The organism is Roseomonas populi, from assembly GCF_024594815.1.
Classification (GTDB): domain Bacteria; phylum Pseudomonadota; class Alphaproteobacteria; order Acetobacterales; family Acetobacteraceae; genus Roseomonas; species Roseomonas populi.
In genome coordinates this window covers 65036-79748 of the sequence record NZ_JANJOU010000018.1, presented here as the reverse complement: position 1 = coordinate 79748, position 14713 = coordinate 65036, and the positions used below count along the sequence as shown (strand labels likewise).

13 protein-coding genes and 1 pseudogene are annotated in these 14713 nt (G+C 66.6%); 8 read left to right on the top strand and 6 right to left on the bottom strand.

Features of this window, described 5'->3' with window-relative positions; all coding sequences use genetic code 11:
- Positions 1 to 83 precede the first annotated feature (83 nt).
- From NRP21_RS18740 to NRP21_RS18710, 7 genes and pseudogenes are all read left to right on the top strand, one after another.
- The gene (locus tag NRP21_RS18740) at positions 84 to 317 is read left to right on the top strand and encodes a heavy-metal-associated domain-containing protein (RefSeq protein WP_257717752.1); all 234 of its coding nucleotides are present in this window, start codon (positions 84 to 86) and stop codon (positions 315 to 317) included.
- Positions 318 to 340: 23 nt separating this feature from the next.
- On the top strand, positions 341 to 2533 hold the full coding sequence (locus NRP21_RS18735) for a heavy metal translocating P-type ATPase (protein WP_257717751.1): 2193 nt from the start codon (positions 341 to 343) through the stop codon (positions 2531 to 2533).
- The gene (gene lspA, locus NRP21_RS18730) at positions 2526 to 3035 is read left to right on the top strand and encodes a signal peptidase II (RefSeq protein ID WP_257717750.1); all 510 of its coding nucleotides are present in this window, start codon (positions 2526 to 2528) and stop codon (positions 3033 to 3035) included. Before NRP21_RS18735 ends, lspA begins: the two co-directional genes overlap by 8 nt.
- Before the next feature lie 14 nt (positions 3036 to 3049).
- A complete protein-coding gene (locus NRP21_RS18725; protein WP_257717749.1) occupies positions 3050 to 3769 on the top strand; it encodes a cytochrome c biogenesis CcdA family protein in 720 nt (239 codons plus the stop codon).
- Between the two features lie 254 nt (positions 3770 to 4023).
- Positions 4024 to 4866: pseudogene (locus NRP21_RS18720) on the top strand (MBL fold metallo-hydrolase); the annotation flags it as partial.
- Positions 4867 to 5097: 231 nt separating this feature from the next.
- On the top strand, positions 5098 to 5718 hold the full coding sequence (locus NRP21_RS18715) for a cation diffusion facilitator family transporter (RefSeq protein WP_257717748.1): 621 nt from the start codon (positions 5098 to 5100) through the stop codon (positions 5716 to 5718).
- Entirely contained in the window at positions 5711 to 6700 is a 990-nt protein-coding gene (locus NRP21_RS18710; RefSeq protein WP_257717747.1) for a nitrilase-related carbon-nitrogen hydrolase, read from the top strand. The genes NRP21_RS18715 and NRP21_RS18710 overlap by 8 nt, the downstream gene beginning before the upstream one ends.
- A gap of 194 nt (positions 6701 to 6894) precedes the next feature.
- Here the strand turns inward: NRP21_RS18710 and NRP21_RS18705 are convergent, their stop codons facing one another.
- The 5 genes from NRP21_RS18705 to NRP21_RS18685 form a co-directional block, all read right to left on the bottom strand.
- Positions 6895 to 9180 (bottom strand): S8 family peptidase, encoded by a 2286-nt coding sequence (locus NRP21_RS18705; protein ID WP_257717746.1) that lies wholly within the window; start codon positions 9178 to 9180, stop codon positions 6895 to 6897.
- A gap of 188 nt (positions 9181 to 9368) precedes the next feature.
- The gene (locus tag NRP21_RS18700; RefSeq protein WP_257717745.1) at positions 9369 to 10352 is read right to left on the bottom strand and encodes an AAA family ATPase; all 984 of its coding nucleotides are present in this window, start codon (positions 10350 to 10352) and stop codon (positions 9369 to 9371) included.
- A 208-nt stretch (positions 10353 to 10560) separates the two neighbouring features.
- Positions 10561 to 11496 (bottom strand): segregation and condensation protein A, encoded by a 936-nt coding sequence (locus tag NRP21_RS18695; RefSeq protein WP_257717744.1) that lies wholly within the window; start codon positions 11494 to 11496, stop codon positions 10561 to 10563.
- On the bottom strand, positions 11493 to 12251 hold the full coding sequence (locus NRP21_RS18690; RefSeq protein WP_257717743.1) for a hypothetical protein: 759 nt from the start codon (positions 12249 to 12251) through the stop codon (positions 11493 to 11495). The genes NRP21_RS18695 and NRP21_RS18690 overlap by 4 nt, the downstream gene beginning before the upstream one ends.
- Positions 12248 to 13249: a tyrosine-type recombinase/integrase gene (locus NRP21_RS18685; protein ID WP_257717742.1), complete on the bottom strand. Its 1002-nt coding sequence runs from the start codon at positions 13247 to 13249 to the stop codon at positions 12248 to 12250. The genes NRP21_RS18690 and NRP21_RS18685 overlap by 4 nt, the downstream gene beginning before the upstream one ends.
- 247 nt (positions 13250 to 13496) lie before the next feature.
- On the opposite strand from NRP21_RS18685, the gene NRP21_RS18680 reads away from it, so the two are divergent.
- A complete protein-coding gene (locus NRP21_RS18680) occupies positions 13497 to 14060 on the top strand; it encodes a recombinase family protein (RefSeq protein ID WP_257717741.1) in 564 nt (187 codons plus the stop codon).
- A gap of 213 nt (positions 14061 to 14273) precedes the next feature.
- Here the strand turns inward: NRP21_RS18680 and NRP21_RS18675 are convergent, their stop codons facing one another.
- Complete coding sequence (locus NRP21_RS18675) at positions 14274 to 14663, bottom strand: DUF190 domain-containing protein (protein WP_257717827.1); 390 nt, start codon at positions 14661 to 14663, stop codon at positions 14274 to 14276.
- Positions 14664 to 14713: the final 50 nt, after the last annotated feature.

Here is a 14713-nt window from a genome sequence, read left to right as displayed (position 1 = left end):
GGGTCCATATGGGGAGCCTTCCGTCTCCGCCAACCCGCGGGGGCATGCCTGGAACGGGAAGGCGAGCGATGACGAACGGCAGAATGACTACGCCCGGGATGCGGGTGGAATTGCGCTACCGGATCAAAGGCATGGATTGCTCCAGCTGCGCCCTGAAGATTGAGGACGCGATGGAGCGGCTCGGCGGCGCCGAGGACATCCAGGTCAACTACAAGACCGAAACCCTCGAGTTCCGCCTAGACGAGGCGACCACGCCGCGCTCGGCCGTCGAGGAGAAGATCCGCGGCCTGGGCTACGGCGTCGCGCCTCTGGCGTAATCAACAGGAACAGGGTGGCAGCCATGGCTGACGGCGGAACGGCTCAACTAGCTCCCGGATCCAGGGCGGCCCTGCGATACCACGTGGAGGGGATGGACTGCCCGTCCTGCGCCTCGAAGATCGAGACGGCCGTCGGTCGCTTCGGCGGGGCCGAGGACATCAGGGTCAACTACCACAGCCAGGTCCTGGCCTTTCGGTTGGACGAGGCAGCGACGCCGCGTTCGGCCGTCGAAGAGGGCATCCGCAAGCTCGGCTACGGCGTCGTCCCGGTCGAGGCGCCGCGGGTGGTCGCGGGCGAGCCTGGCGCGGTCGCCGCCGACGTGCCGCTCGTCCGTCCGCGCCAGCCCTGGTGGAAGGGGAAGAAGGCGCGGCTCGCCGCGGCGATCGGCGCCCTCATGGTGGCCGGGTTCGCCGTCTCGCTGGCCGCCCCGACCCTGGACCACTGGGTCTACCTGCCCGCCGCCCTGCTCGGCCTCGGCTATTTCGGTCGCAAGGCTATCGCCGCGGCGGGCGCCGGGTCGCCCTTCAGCATCGAGATGCTGATGTCGATCGCGACCGTCGGAGCCATCGCCATCGGCGCGACGTCCGAGGCAGCCGTAGTGGTATTCCTCTTCACCATTGGCGAGTTGCTCGAGAACGTCGCAGCCGGGCGCGCCCGCGCGGGCATTGAGGCGCTCGGCGCCCTGGTGCCGAGGACCGCACTGCGCATCGAGGACGGAACGGCACGGGAGGTGCCCGCTGCCAGCCTCAAGGTCGGCGACCTCGTCCTAATCCGCCCGGGGGACCGCGTCTCGGCCGACGGCGAGGTGGCCGAGGGCGAATCCGAGGTGGACGAGAGCCCGGTGACCGGCGAGTCCGTCCCTGTCCCCAAGGCCGAGGGCGCCCCCGTCTTCGCGGGCAGCATCAACGCCTCGGGCGCGCTCCAGGTCCGGGTGACGAAGCCCGCATCGGACAACACCATCGCCCGCATCATCCGCCTGGTAGAGGAGGCGCAGGACGCCAAGGCGCCGACCGCCCGCTTCATCGAGCGGTTCTCGGCCATCTACACGCCCATTGCGGTGGCCGTGGCGGCCCTGGTCGCCGTCGCTCCGCCACTTGTCGGCGGCGCGGATTGGGACACCTGGATCTACCGCGGCCTGGCACTGCTGCTGGTCGCCTGCCCCTGTGCTCTCGTCCTGTCGACGCCGGCGGCCATCGCCTCCGGACTCGCAGTCGGCACCCGGCGGGGCCTGCTGGTGAAGGGGGGCGGCGCCCTTGAAACCATCGGCCGGATCCGCACCGTCGCCTTCGATAAGACCGGCACCCTGACCGAAGGGCGCCCGCGCGTGACCGACCTCCTCGCCCTCTCCGGCACGGAGCGCACCATGCTCGGCCTCGCCGCCGCGGTGGAGAACGGCTCCAGCCATCCGCTCGGCCGCGCCATTCTGGAGCGGGCGGACGCCGATGGTATCCCGCTGCGCCCGGCCAAGGATGCGCGGGCCATCCCGGGCAAGGCGGTCGAGGCGGTCGTGACCGGTAAGCGCGTGGCCGTCGGCTCGCCCTCCCACGCCGCCAAGCAGACGCCACTCGAGGCCGAGGCGGCGCGGGTGGTCTCGGAGTGGGAGAACCAGGGAAAGACCGTGGTCGTCGTCTCGGTGGAGGGCGCCCACACAGGCCTGATTGCCGTGCGTGACCAGCCGCGGGCTGACGCCGTCGCGGGCATCCGGGCGCTCGACGCGCTCGGTGTCGAGTCCGTCATGCTGACCGGCGACAACGTGCGCACCGGGCAGGCCATCGCCGGGACGCTCGGCATCAAGGTACAGGCGGGCCTGCTGCCCGAAGACAAGCTGCGGGAAATCGGCGCCCTTAAGGAGAAGGCACCCGTGGCCATGGTCGGCGACGGGATCAACGATGCCCCCGCGCTCGCGGCCGCCTCGGTCGGCATCGCCATGGGCGGCGGGACTGACGTGGCCTTGGAGACCGCCGACGCCGCGCTACTGAACAGCCGCGTCGTGGACGTGGCTGCCCTAATCGGGCTGTCGCGCGCGACACTGGCCAACATTCACCAGAACGTCGCGATCGCCCTCGGCCTGAAGGCAGTCTTCCTGGTGACGACGGTGGTCGGCGTCACCGGCCTCTGGCCCGCCGTGCTGGCCGACACCGGCGCCACGGTGCTGGTGACCCTCAACGCCCTGCGCCTGCTCGGGTACCGCTTCAAGGGCGTGGCGCATGGCTGAGGGCCTGCCCAGGACGCGGCTGGCCTGGACCTGGGCCGCGGCGACGGCTGCCCTGGCCTTCGCGCTGGACCAGGCGACGAAGTGGTGGGTGCTGACCCATCTCATGGATCCACACCGCGTCATCCCTATCACCCCGTTCTTCAACCTGGTGCTGGGATGGAATCGGGGAGTCAGCTTCGGCCTGCTGTCGGCGGATCACCCCGCGACGCCTTGGCTCCTGTCCTCCCTCGCGCTCGCCGTCATCGCGGGCCTTGTCGTCTGGACGACGCGCGACCGGCGCCCCGGGATGGCGGCTTCGGTCGGCTTCATCGTCGGTGGCGCCTTGGGCAATGTCGTCGACCGGCTGCGTCACGGCGCCGTGACGGACTTCCTGGACTTCCACGTGGCTGGCTACCACTGGCCAGCCTTCAACCTCGCCGACACCACGATCTTCGTGGGCGCCGCGCTCCTGATGCTCGTCGGTGGGCGACGCGGCGCGACCCTGAGGGCGGGAACGCCGTGAACTCGTTGCTCCAGATGTCTGGACTCCTGACGGCTTTCCTGGCGGGGATGGTCTCGTTTCTCTCGCCCTGCGTGCTGCCGCTGGTGCCCGGCTACGTCTCCTACGTCGCCGGGCGCTCGGTCGCCGCCGAGCGCGTGGCGCCTGGTCGCCTCGCCACGGTCGGCCTCGGCCTCTGCTTCGTCCTGGGCTTCGCGACCGTCTTCGTGGCGATGGGCGCGGGCGCCTCGGCGCTGAGCCAAGCCCTGCTGCGCTACCGCTACGAGGCCGGGATCGCGGGCGGGGTGGTGGTCATCCTGTTCGGCCTGATGACCGCAGGCGTCCTGCAGCTGATGCCGTTGCAGCGCGACCTCCGCTTCATGCCGACCCTCAGCGGCGGTACGCCACTCTCCGCTTACGTGCTCGGGCTGGCCTTCGCCTTCGGCTGGACACCCTGCATCGGGCCGGTACTCGGCGCCATCCTGGCGCTGACCGCCACCAGCGAGATCAGCCACCTCGGCATCGTGCTCCTGGCTGCCTATGCAGCCGGGCTGGGCGTGCCCTTCCTGCTGGTGGCCGCCTTCGCGGACGCTTTCCTGCGCGGCCCGTTCCGCAGCCTGCGGCGCCTCGGCCGCGTCCTTCAGATCGTGGCGGGCGGCGTCATGGTGGCGATGGGAGTGGCCATGATCACGGGCCACCTGACCGACTTCGCCATCCTGATGCTCCAACTCTTCCCCTGGCTCGGGAGCATCGGCTGAGCAGCGCAGCGAATGCCAAGAAGCGCGGCCAATGCGCCGTCAGACACAGCGCGAAGCATGCAACTCCGCCCGGCTCGGTTCAGCGCTCCTCGGTCCTTGTCAGGTGCGCCCTTGCCGAAAGACATCGTGCTCGGTGTCCCAAGGTTGGCCACCATCGCCGCTTCCGGGACAGCGCGCAAAACACGGAGAACAGAATGCTGTGTCAGCCGATCGTACAGGGCTTTTACGACGATTAGACCGGAAGCGTCTCCTACGTCGTGGCGGATCCGCAAACAAAGAAATGCGCGGTTATCGACCCCTTGTTGAGCTTCGACCGCAATTCATGCAGCCTTGCGACCCATCTAGCCGACGAGATTGCCACCCATATCCGGGAGCGCGGACTAATCCCCGAATGGGTGCTCGTCACCCACCCACATGCTGACCACCTTTCTGCCGTCGCATACCTGGGCGAGCGCCTTGGCGTGCCAACAGGCATTGGCGAACAGACCCTCGCAGTTCAGGAGATCTGGTCGGACATCTATAACATCCCCGATCTCAAAGCCGGTGGCCGCGACTATTGGGACCAAATGTTTGTAGATGGTCACTGCTTCAATCTTGGCGCCTTGGAAGTGAGGGTGATTTTCTCCCCAGGCCACACCGCGGCCTCGGTCACCTACGTCATCGGCGACGCCGCCTTCGTGCATGACACCCTCTTCATGCCGGATGCGGGAACGGCACGAGCCGACTTCCCTGGCGGTGACGCGCGGGCCTTATACCGCAGCATCCAGAGCATCCTCGCGTTGCCAGCGATGACACGCCTCTTCACCGGCCACGATTACCGTCCAGGCGGGCGCGAACCGCGTTGGGAGTCCACTGTAGCAGCGGAGCAGCGGGCAACCAACATTCACCTACAGGATAGCGGGGGAGAGGACGGGTTCGTTCGGCTGCGGGACGAGCGTGATCGAACGCTTCCCCTGCCAGCGATGATGCTCTTTGCATTACAAGTGAACCTCCGTGGCGGACGTCTGCCGAAGCCGGAAACGAATAGCACCTCATACCTAAAGCTGCCGATTGACCGCTTTCGAACGAGCGCTGCCAGGGCGATGGACGCAGAATGATCGGGAGGACTTCGACGGCAACTCGGAAGTGGCCAGCGATCTCGGTATTGAGATCACGGTCATCTTGGGCCGCGCATCTCGGTGGCGGTGCTAAGGTCCTCCAATGTACGAAACGCGCCTGCCACCTCATAGCAAGCGACATCTTGATAGTCGTGGGCGTCGGGAAGGTCCGCTATTGCAGGCTCAGCACCCTTTAACCGCATCGGTACGTTCTTGGCTCGGGAGCATCGAATGAGCGACGACGATGACGACCTGCCCAAGGACCTCGCCCACATCACGCCCGCTTACCGCCGGGCGCTCTGGATCGTGGTCGGCCTAAACGTCGGCTACGGGCTGGTGGAGATGGTCGGCGGCTTCGTCTCCGGCAGCCAGGCCCTCAAGGCGGATGCCCTCGACTTCCTCGGAGATGGCCTAATCAGCTTCCTCGGCCTGCTGGCCATTGGCTGGAGCCTCGCCTGGCGGGCCCGCTCCGCCCTCATCCAGGGCCTGTTCCTTGCCGTGCTCGGCGTGGGCGTGCTCGCAACCACCGGCTATCGGGTGCTGGTGCTGAACCAGCCCGAGGCCGGGCTGATGGGCCTCTTCGCCGTCGTCGCACTGGCGGTCAACGTGGCCTCCGCCGCGGTGCTCATCCCGCACCGGGAGGGTGACGCCAACGTCCGGGCCGTCTGGCTGTTCAGCCGCAACGACGCCATCGGCAACCTGGCCGTGGTGGTCGCGGCGGGCCTCGTCTGGTGGACCGGGACCGCATGGCCGGACCTCGCCGTGGCGGTCGTGATCGCCGGGCTGTTCCTGCAGTCGGCCCGGTCGATCATCCGCGACGCTCGGGCGGACCTCAAAGCGTCGCATGACTGAAGGCGTTCCCGACAGCCCTGTCGAGGTCCAAGCACTCGGATCGAGCAGTCCCGGCGCCACGGTGCGGGTCGCCGCCTGCACTACCCCGGTCCGCCTCGCGGACCCCGCCGCGAACGCCGAGACCATCCTTGAGGTCGCGCACGCCTGCGCCGAGCGATCGGTGTCGCTGGTCGCCTTCCCCGAACTGGCGCTGACCGGGTACTCCATCGACGACCTGTTCCTCCAGGACGTCGTCCTGGACGCTGCAAAGGCCGCCCTGGAGCGGATCGTGGAGGCGTCCGCCCACTTGCCCTCCGCCATGGTTCTGGGTGTCCCCCAGCGCCATGCGGGCCGCCTCTACAACACGGCCGCCATCGTCCACCGCGGGAGGCTGCTGGGCGTGGTGCCCAAGGTCCACCTGCCGAACTACCGAGAGTTCTACGAGCGTCGCTACTTCGCATCCGGGAACGGGACAGACGGAAGCGTCATCCGCGTGGGGCGGCACTCCGCCCCGTTCGGACCCGATCTTCTGTTCGTGGCCGCGGACCGCCCAGGGTTCGTCGTTCATGTCGAGATCTGCGAGGACATGTGGGTGCCCAAGCAGCCGAGTGCCCTGGGTGCATTGGCCGGAGCCAACGTCCTGGTGAACCTTTCGGCCAGCAACATCACCGTGGGAAAAGCCGACACCCGGCGGATGCTGTGCCAAGCCCAGTCGGCTCGGTGCACGGCAGCTTACCTCTACACGGCGTCAGGCGAGGGTGAATCGACGACCGACCTCGCGTGGGACGGCCAGACCTTGATCTACGAGGACGGGGTGCTTCTCGCGGAGACCTCCCGCTTCGAGCCCGGAGCCCGGCTTGCTGTCGCGGATGTCGATGTGGATCGCCTGAACGACGCACGGGCCCGCTCGGACGTCTTCGCGCAGTGCCGGGCGAGCCATGAGACCCAAGTGGCCCGCTTCCGCCGTGTTTCCTTCCAAGAGGGGGCCGGGGTGGGATCCTGATTCGCACGTCAGTTTAGTCTGGTCATCTGGCAGGCGTGCGGGCCTGCCCGGTGACCGACATGGGTGCGAAGCTGCCGGCCTTTTGCCCGGCGATTAGATGACCGCTTCTAGTTCCACATGCGACCTTGTGTAGATAAGCACCAATGTCCTGGAAGGATCGAACGCAGAAGTACACTGTCCCACACGCTTGGCACTTAAACCGATGGGATCTCTATAGGTAGCTTGTTGGTGATTGCCGTGTAGAGATCTACCTCTGCCCCTGGAGCCCGTACTGATACCGTTAATGCATAGTGTGCAGGCCGATCCCATCGCTGCAGGCCGGGCTTCTCCTTCCACCAGCCGCTGATAGGGAAAACGCCGATGGCATCGCGCTCGGCCAGGGCAGCGGCGCTACCACGCCAAATATCAGAGTGTATCGACCCTCGGTCTCTGATGGCCCCAAGTACCCAATGGTCACCCCCCGCCGCTCCTCCGCCTTCGCCTGCCTCCTCCGCCTCTGCCGCCTTGTTAATCCGCTGCCGAAACTGCGGAAGCGTTTCCAGAGATCGCTTCACAGCAAAGCGCAACGCGTGCGAGGCGTATCGGTGCCGCCGGGTCCAACCACGCTCACCGGGATTAGGCTCGATAAAGTACGACAGGGTGATCCTGAGTTCCACGTCATGGTCACCCAGAGCGAGTAGCTCATCACGCGGCCAGGGGAGGCGATGGACGTGCATGTCACGCGTCTGGATGCCATTCTTCCCTTTACGAAACGGCAGCAACACGTCTTCGACCATCAGTGTCGCGTCGTTCGAGGCACTTACTAGGGCGCGGCTAAGATCTGGCACCCCCCAACCGTACCGCCGAAGCATCGCCATCTTCTGCGCCTGACCAGCGGCAGCGTCGAAGCGCGCACGCATAGCCGGCGTCCATTCTGCCGAGTGAACGACAAGTCCGCGCACAGTCTCTGGCCAGAGTTCGGGGCGGGCAGCGACGATGCCGGCCGACAAGTTGGCAGCCAGTGCTGCGGCTGCACTGGTGTCGCCGAAAGAATCGAAGAGGCGGGTGGTCGGACGGAAGTGTGTGGTTAGGAGTTGAAGGTCGTCGATCGCCGAAGCCGGATTGGTTCCGTCGTGTGCGAGATTGCCACCCTCGAAAACCACGTCGGGTCGGATCGGCCATTGCCGGTCCCATGTGCCCGACGTGCGGCTCGAAGGCGAAAGATCACCGGCCGGAGCAAGAGCCTGCCAGTGAGCATAGTCCGGGTGGGAGATGTTGATCTTGTCGGTGTATGCACCCGCGACCAGTGCATTCCAGGCCTGAGCCGGGCTTTCTGCTTCGGCCAAATCGTTGGCATCAAGGTATTCTTCTGCCCGGATGTCGCCTCGCATGTTCCCAGATGCCAGGACTAGGAGGCGACGGCGTTCTCCCCCGCCGTAGCAGAGCTGGTCAATGGCGGCAGACCAGGATGAAGGTCTTCCGCGACCCAGGCCGACGTCACTGGTCACGGCCATGCAGAACACGCGCTGTCTGCGCGGGGCTTGGGCTTCGGCCTTGCTTATCGCAGTCGCTGTCAATGCGCCGTACAGGGTAGGGTCATTCTGGCTGTTGGAGGGCAGGATCTTGACCGTCTCCAGGCGATGCCCAAGGCTAACAGGGCCACCACTACCAAGCGCGGCCTCAAGGTCGCCGTAGAGAGCTACACCCGCCATGGCGGTGCCGTGGCCGTTCCAGAAGGCACTGTCGTCTACACCCCAGGCGACATCGCAGGTGTGCTGATCCGACGCTTCGAGGGCGGGTTCGATCAAGGGGTGTGTGCGGTTGGCTCCACTATCGAGGAGACACACAGCGGGAGCGAGGGGCGAGATGGGGGCAAGGCGACCGGTAAGGTCAGATGCCCATTCAACCTGCTCTACCGGGCGCATCTCCAAGAACAGGGCCGGCGTGTCTTTGGCGATCCTGAGTTCGGCAACGGCGTCGGTGTTCGCCAGAAGGCGGGCCATCGCCGCCTCGTTTGCCGAAGCGAGCACAACGTCACGTTCCGGGAAGCTGAGCAGGTGTTCCTTGACGGCAACATTGAAGCGCTTGGCGACAGTCTGGAACGTGTCGATCCGGCCATCGCGGATCCAGACCTCCCACCAGACTTGCTGTCCGCCTTGCGGGTAGAATCGTGCTTCGTCGGTGAACAAAGAGCGCACCGCACCAAGCCGGACCTCCTCGATCCTGGCAATCAGTGCCTCGTGTTTTGGCTTGCCTTTGTCTGTCTCTTCGTCCCGGTATGCCTCGACTTTCTTCGTGAAGAAATCGGCTGCCTTCTCCGGCACAAACACCGTCGCGGTAATCAGCTCTTCACCCTGCAGCGGGGGGCGCACTGCCACAAGCTCGATGGCCTTCGGCTTGTTCTCAAGGCCCTCGACCGCGTCGCGATCAGCAATGGGAATGCTGAACTCGAGGTAAAATCCAGGTTCACCTAAAGCGTTCGCTTGGTCGCGTCCTGCCATGGCCGCGCGGGCCTGTGACACCGCCTCGCCCAATGCGAATTCTAGCTTGCGCGCGTGTGCAGCCCGCATCCTTGCCGGGGGCATGCCTTTGATAACCAGCTTCGGCGATGTGTAGGGCTCGCTCTGGCCGCCACCCTCTAAGTGGATATGCGGACGCGCTCGTGACGGATCAGACATGGGCTACCGGATTAAACAACTGCCTCTTTGCGCTCCGACAGCGCCGTCAGTAGCCCATGTGTCCCGACTTCCTCAGTGCCACTGAGGATCGCAGCTTTGGCAGCTTCGTCGGCAGCACGGGCGACTTCGGCTTGGCTCAGCCCAACAGCAGCTTCCAGAACTGGCTTCCAGTCAGTGACGCTCAGGCGGAACGTTGCCAGACGTGCCTGGAGTATTGCGCGGGCTATTTCCGGATCCGGTGGACCGTAGGTGATCACGTCGTCGAAGCGGCGGAACAACGCCTTGTCGAGGAGCTCGGGATGGTTGGTGGCGGCGACAATGAGGCCGGGTCCGTTGTCGTTCTCGATGAACTGCAAGAAGGAGTTCAGAACACGGCGGATCTCACCCACGTCGTTCGGCCCTGCTCGCTGGGCTCCGATCGCATCGAACTCGTCGAAGAAGTAGACTCCCCGCTGAACTGCGATGGCATCGAACACCAGCCTCATGCGAGACGCGGTTTCCCCCATCAGCTTGCCGATCATCCCGTCGTAGAGGACCGTGAACAGCGGCAGCTTCAGCTCGCCCGCAAGGGCAGCGGCGGTCATGGTCTTTCCTGAGCCAGGTGGGCCAACCAGGAGTAACTTCCGACGCGGGCTCAGGCCATGAGCCCGTATCCGTTCCTGCTGGCGTTGCTCGGTCAGAACCCGGCGGAGGCGCTCATCGAGTTCCGGCGACAGCACCATGTCATTCAGCCGGACGTCAGAATACCGCGCCGCCAGAAGGCCGGTCAGCTCACCCTTCGGTTGAGCGATGGGGACAGGACCAGCGCCACGTCGGGCAACCGATGCACCCTTGCCACGGGCTGCGTCGATCAGCTCGCGCAGTTCTTGAGCGAGCTTGCCATGCCCCTGTCGCGCTTCATGGGCCGCCAGCTGCGTCGCCACCGAAAGGAAGCGATCCTCATCGCCGGCAATATGGCTTTGCAGCAGGGCGACGACGTGACGCGCGGCGGTCATGGGGTCCTTCTACGGCTTACGCCTTGAATCTGTGTGACGACCATTCTGACGCCATACCTCCGGAATGTATCCGACAATCCCTCCGCCGACGATCCCTGAGTTCCCATACCCTTCAAAAGCCTACGTCAGCTGGGTCATCAGTTGATTGGTTCAGCCCGCGATGAGGCGGTGCCGGGCCTCGTAACCCTTCTCGGTCAGACGCCACTGCCTACGATCGGCTACCCACATTGCCAGTCCGGCCCTGCTGCACTGGGCTACCAGCCAGTCTGGGGCGTCCTCGGTTTCCAACGCCAGCGTGTCGGGATGGGCGGTCAGAATCCACAACCTCTGAGGAAGGGTCATCTCCTGCATCGGGTTCATCAGCGCCTCCTGTCGGGACGATCGTCAGAATGATGGGCCCAAATGCCTCCGCTTGGTCCACACTCAAAACGCCCTGCCGGGTGAGCTCGAGTGAGGCGAGGAAGGTGCCGGCTGTCCCGGAGCGGCGGCGCAGGGCCGATCCCGCATGGCCCCAGCTATCCCGCACAAAAATGTCGAGCTCGCCCCCTTCGCGGCGCTCCTGTAGTCGCGCCCGCAGCCGCTCAATGGCCTCTGTGAGGGCATAAACGTCGGGGGTTGGTGGGACATAGCGCTGGGGACCTTCCTTTGAGGGTGTCGGCACATCCAGCAGGTCAAAGCACGCCAAGAACAGGTCCAGCAGGTCGCCAACCTGACCCGTCACGGCGTCCGCCGTGTTCTCAGGGGCACCACGAGCAAAGATCTCTCGCCCAAGCTGCGGCCGCCGCTCCAGCCATCCCGCCAGGGCCCGTGCCTGTCGGTGCTGCTCGGCGCGGTGGAGGCTCTCCCGCAGACGCTCGGCTTCCGGGACAGGCTCCTCGTCCTCGGTGTGGACGAGGAGCTTCGATTTCAGCAGCACCAGCCAACTGGCGGCGATCAACCATTCGCCGCGCTCTGCTAGGGTGGCTTTAGCGCCTGGTGCTCCCACCGCCGCGACGTACTGGTCCACCAGGGCGACAATCGACAGCCGGGCGAGGTCCACCTTCTGGGCCCGGGCCAGTTCCAGCAGGAAGTCAATCGGCCCCTCGTAGCCGTCCAGATAAACGACCGGGGCGGCGGCGGGGCCGCCCCGCCCGGCCTGCGTCATCCGGCGCCGCCGGTGGCAAGCTGCAGGTCCAGCTGCAGGTCGGGCCAAGTTCTGGCCAGCCGTCGCACCGCCGCGGCCGGGCCGGTGTCGGCCGCGAAGAAGCCGAAGCGCAGCTCCGCCTGACCTTTCGCCCGGCGAGCCGTCGGGGCGGAGAACCTTTCCACCCGGCGCAACTCCTCGGTGCCCCAGTGGGTGCGGAGCCAGCGCCGGGCATCAGGGTGGTCGGGACCGAGCGTCAGGATCGCCGCCGGCACGGGCAGCAGGGCGTGCAGGTCGAGCGGCCGGGCACGGCTCGCCTCCGCCGCGGCCAGAACCCGCCGGTGCCGCTCCTCGCTGCGTTCGCGCAGCTGCGCCGCGAAGACCCGGCAGCCGTCCAGCGACAGCCGCCCGGTGCGGGGATAGCGGGAGGCCAGGCGGTGGAACACGTCCTCCTCCATGGCGGCGAAGTCGATCTGCCAGGGCGTGACACCCGGCCCCTCCGCCGCGGCGGCGAAGGCCGCCACGGTCTCGGCCGGCCCGCCGACGGTCAGCCGGAATGGCCGCCACTCCGTGTGTTCGACCGCTCCCTCGCCGCCCAGACGCTCAGCGGTAGGCAGTTCCGCCAGGCTAGGGGTGGCCGCCGAGCCGACGGTGTCCCGATCGACGGAACGAACCTCCTTCGGGCGCCCACGCGGGCGCTTCGGCGCATCCGGCTTCGCCCTTGAGCGCGGCGGTCGGACTGCTGCCTCGTCCCAGGGAAAACGGACCTCCGTCACAGGCCAACCTTGCCGGCGGGGCTCTCCGACAGCAGCTTGGCCCGCCTGACGTAGCCCCGCATCGTCTTGTGGTCGCGGTGACGCGTGTGATCCATGATGTCCTGGTCGCGCACCCCCTTGTCGTAGGCCTCGGTGATGAAGCCGGCGCGCAACCCGTGCGCGGTCAGGCGGTCGCCGCCCGGCACGGTGATGCCGGCCAAGTGGGCGCGGCCGAGCAGCAGGAAGCGCACGGAGTCCGGCACCAGCGCATCGCGACCGATGGTTCCGGCCTTGCTGATGCGCCGGAACAGCGGCCCGGCACGGTGCTTCAGCGTCGCGCGCCAGGCCTCCACGGCCCGCACCGGGCAGGTCGCCGGGATCTTGCCGCGCGGGATGCCGATCTCGGCGCCCTGCCGCTCCTGATCGGTCTTGGAGCGCCGGATCCGCACGCGCAGGCCGAACGGGGTAGGTATGACGTCGGTTACTTCGAGGGCGACGAGTTCGGAGCGACGGAAGGCGCCGGCGAAGCCCAGCAGCAGCAGGGCGCGGTCGCGCCGGCCCACAGGGGTGTCGTCGCAGGTATCGACCAGCTTGCGCAGATCGGTGAGGCGGATGGCGGCGGCTTGGCGCACGGGCTCGCCATGCTCGGCGAGCACGCCCTTGAGGGTGGCGCGAATCTCGAGGCCGCCGGTCTCCCAGGAAAAGCCGTTGTAGCGGTGCATCTGGCCGATGGCGGCGAGGCGGCGGCGGATCGTGGTCGGCGCATGGGTGGGGCCGAGGCTGGCGAGGTAGGCACCGACCGTGGAGGGCTCGGCCGGGATCGGCTCGAGGCCTGCCTCCGTGCACCAAGCGGTGAAGTGCTGCCAGTCCGAGCGATAGGCCCTCAGCGTGGCGGGTGACATCGAGCGGCGGGCGTACTCGCGAGCCTTGGCCTGCGCCGCGAGGCCCTTGGCGGTGGGCTCAAGTCGCTGTTCCGGCAGGCTTTCCGCCTCGTCGCGTGGCACGACCTCGCTGCCCATACCGCCCCGACCTCCTGCTTCCGGAAGCCCGAATCTGCCCCAGGAGCCGGCTGAACGCCACCCGCAAATGCATTACTCGTGATAAGTGGGATTATCGTAAGTGACAAGCTAGCCTGGGGCAGTCACATTGGGTTCGAATATGGGATGTGACGTTGCTAAACACTTGTTCTCCCTACGAATGCCAATCCATCACAGGTCCATTTGGAATCGCGACAAAGGGGCCTGAGAGGGTATTCTGAGGGTCCCGATGGCCCCTCCTGCCCCCTCCCCCGTCCGCTTCATCGCCTACTACCGGATCAGCACCGAGCGGCAGGGCTGGTCGGGTCCGGGGCTCGACGCCCAGCGAGCAGCCGTTGCGCGTCACGCGGCGGGCACCGGGGGAGTCGTGTGCGCAACGTTCGAGGAGGTGGAAAGCGGCAAGCGCGGCGACCGGCCGCAGCTCGCGGCGGCGATGGCCGAGAGTCGGGCGCGCCGTGCCGTGCTGCTGATCGCCAAGCTCGACCGTCTGGCGCGCGACGCGCACTTCCTGCTCGGGCTCGAGAAGGCCGGCGTGGAGTTCGTAGCCGTAGACATGCCGCACGCCAACCGGCTCACCATCGGCATCATGGCGCTGGTGGCCGAGGAGGAAACCCGCGCCATCAGCGCCCGCACGCGCGCAGCCCTGGCCGCGGCGAAGACGCGCGGTGTGAAGTTAGGAAACCCACGGCTGCGGGCCGGCGACGGCGAGGTGGCCGCCATAGCGTCCGCAGCTTGGAAGCGCGATGCGGCTATGCCGTCTCCCTCGCCTCTTGGGCGCGGAAGGGACGTTTGAAAGAAGCCTGTCCTGCGCCGGACCATCGGGAGCCGAGCGTCCCCCTGCCGCGCAATCACGAGGTAGGAGGCGTCAGCTCCCTCAAGCACTTCTGGAGAACTCCATTCCCATCCATGCGGAGCCAGGTTGCCGATGGGGCGACAACAAGCCGAACACGGATCACGGGAAGGCAAGCCGGCTGGGTTTGTCACCGCTTCTTTGCCCTGTCCGCCGTTACTGCGGTGCCAGGAGTTCACCAGGGTTCGCGACGGCCTCCTCTTGTAGGCGGACCGCACCTCCGGCCCCCCCACTGACGTGCCAATGCTCGAGGTGCTTGTAGACGATCACCTTATTCTCGAGCATGGCACCATGGTCGCGGCAAAATCGCTCCAAGGTGTCGCGCGGGCCAATCATCTCGACGCACATGGTGAGTTCTGGGTTGCTGATCTCGGCCATAGGTTCCTGCACTGCGCCGTGATTGCTGAAGCCAAAGTGGGTGTGATGCGCCGTGGCGTTCACCAGCCCCGCCTGCTTCGCCCGCAGCACCAGTTCCCGGAACAGCGGCCTGGACGATAGCGCTCCCCTGATCCCGGCGTGCCGCCGGTACTTCTCGCGGGGTTTCATGTAGATCCGGATCATCCCGATCTCCTTGGAGGTCAGGTCGTGCGCTGTGT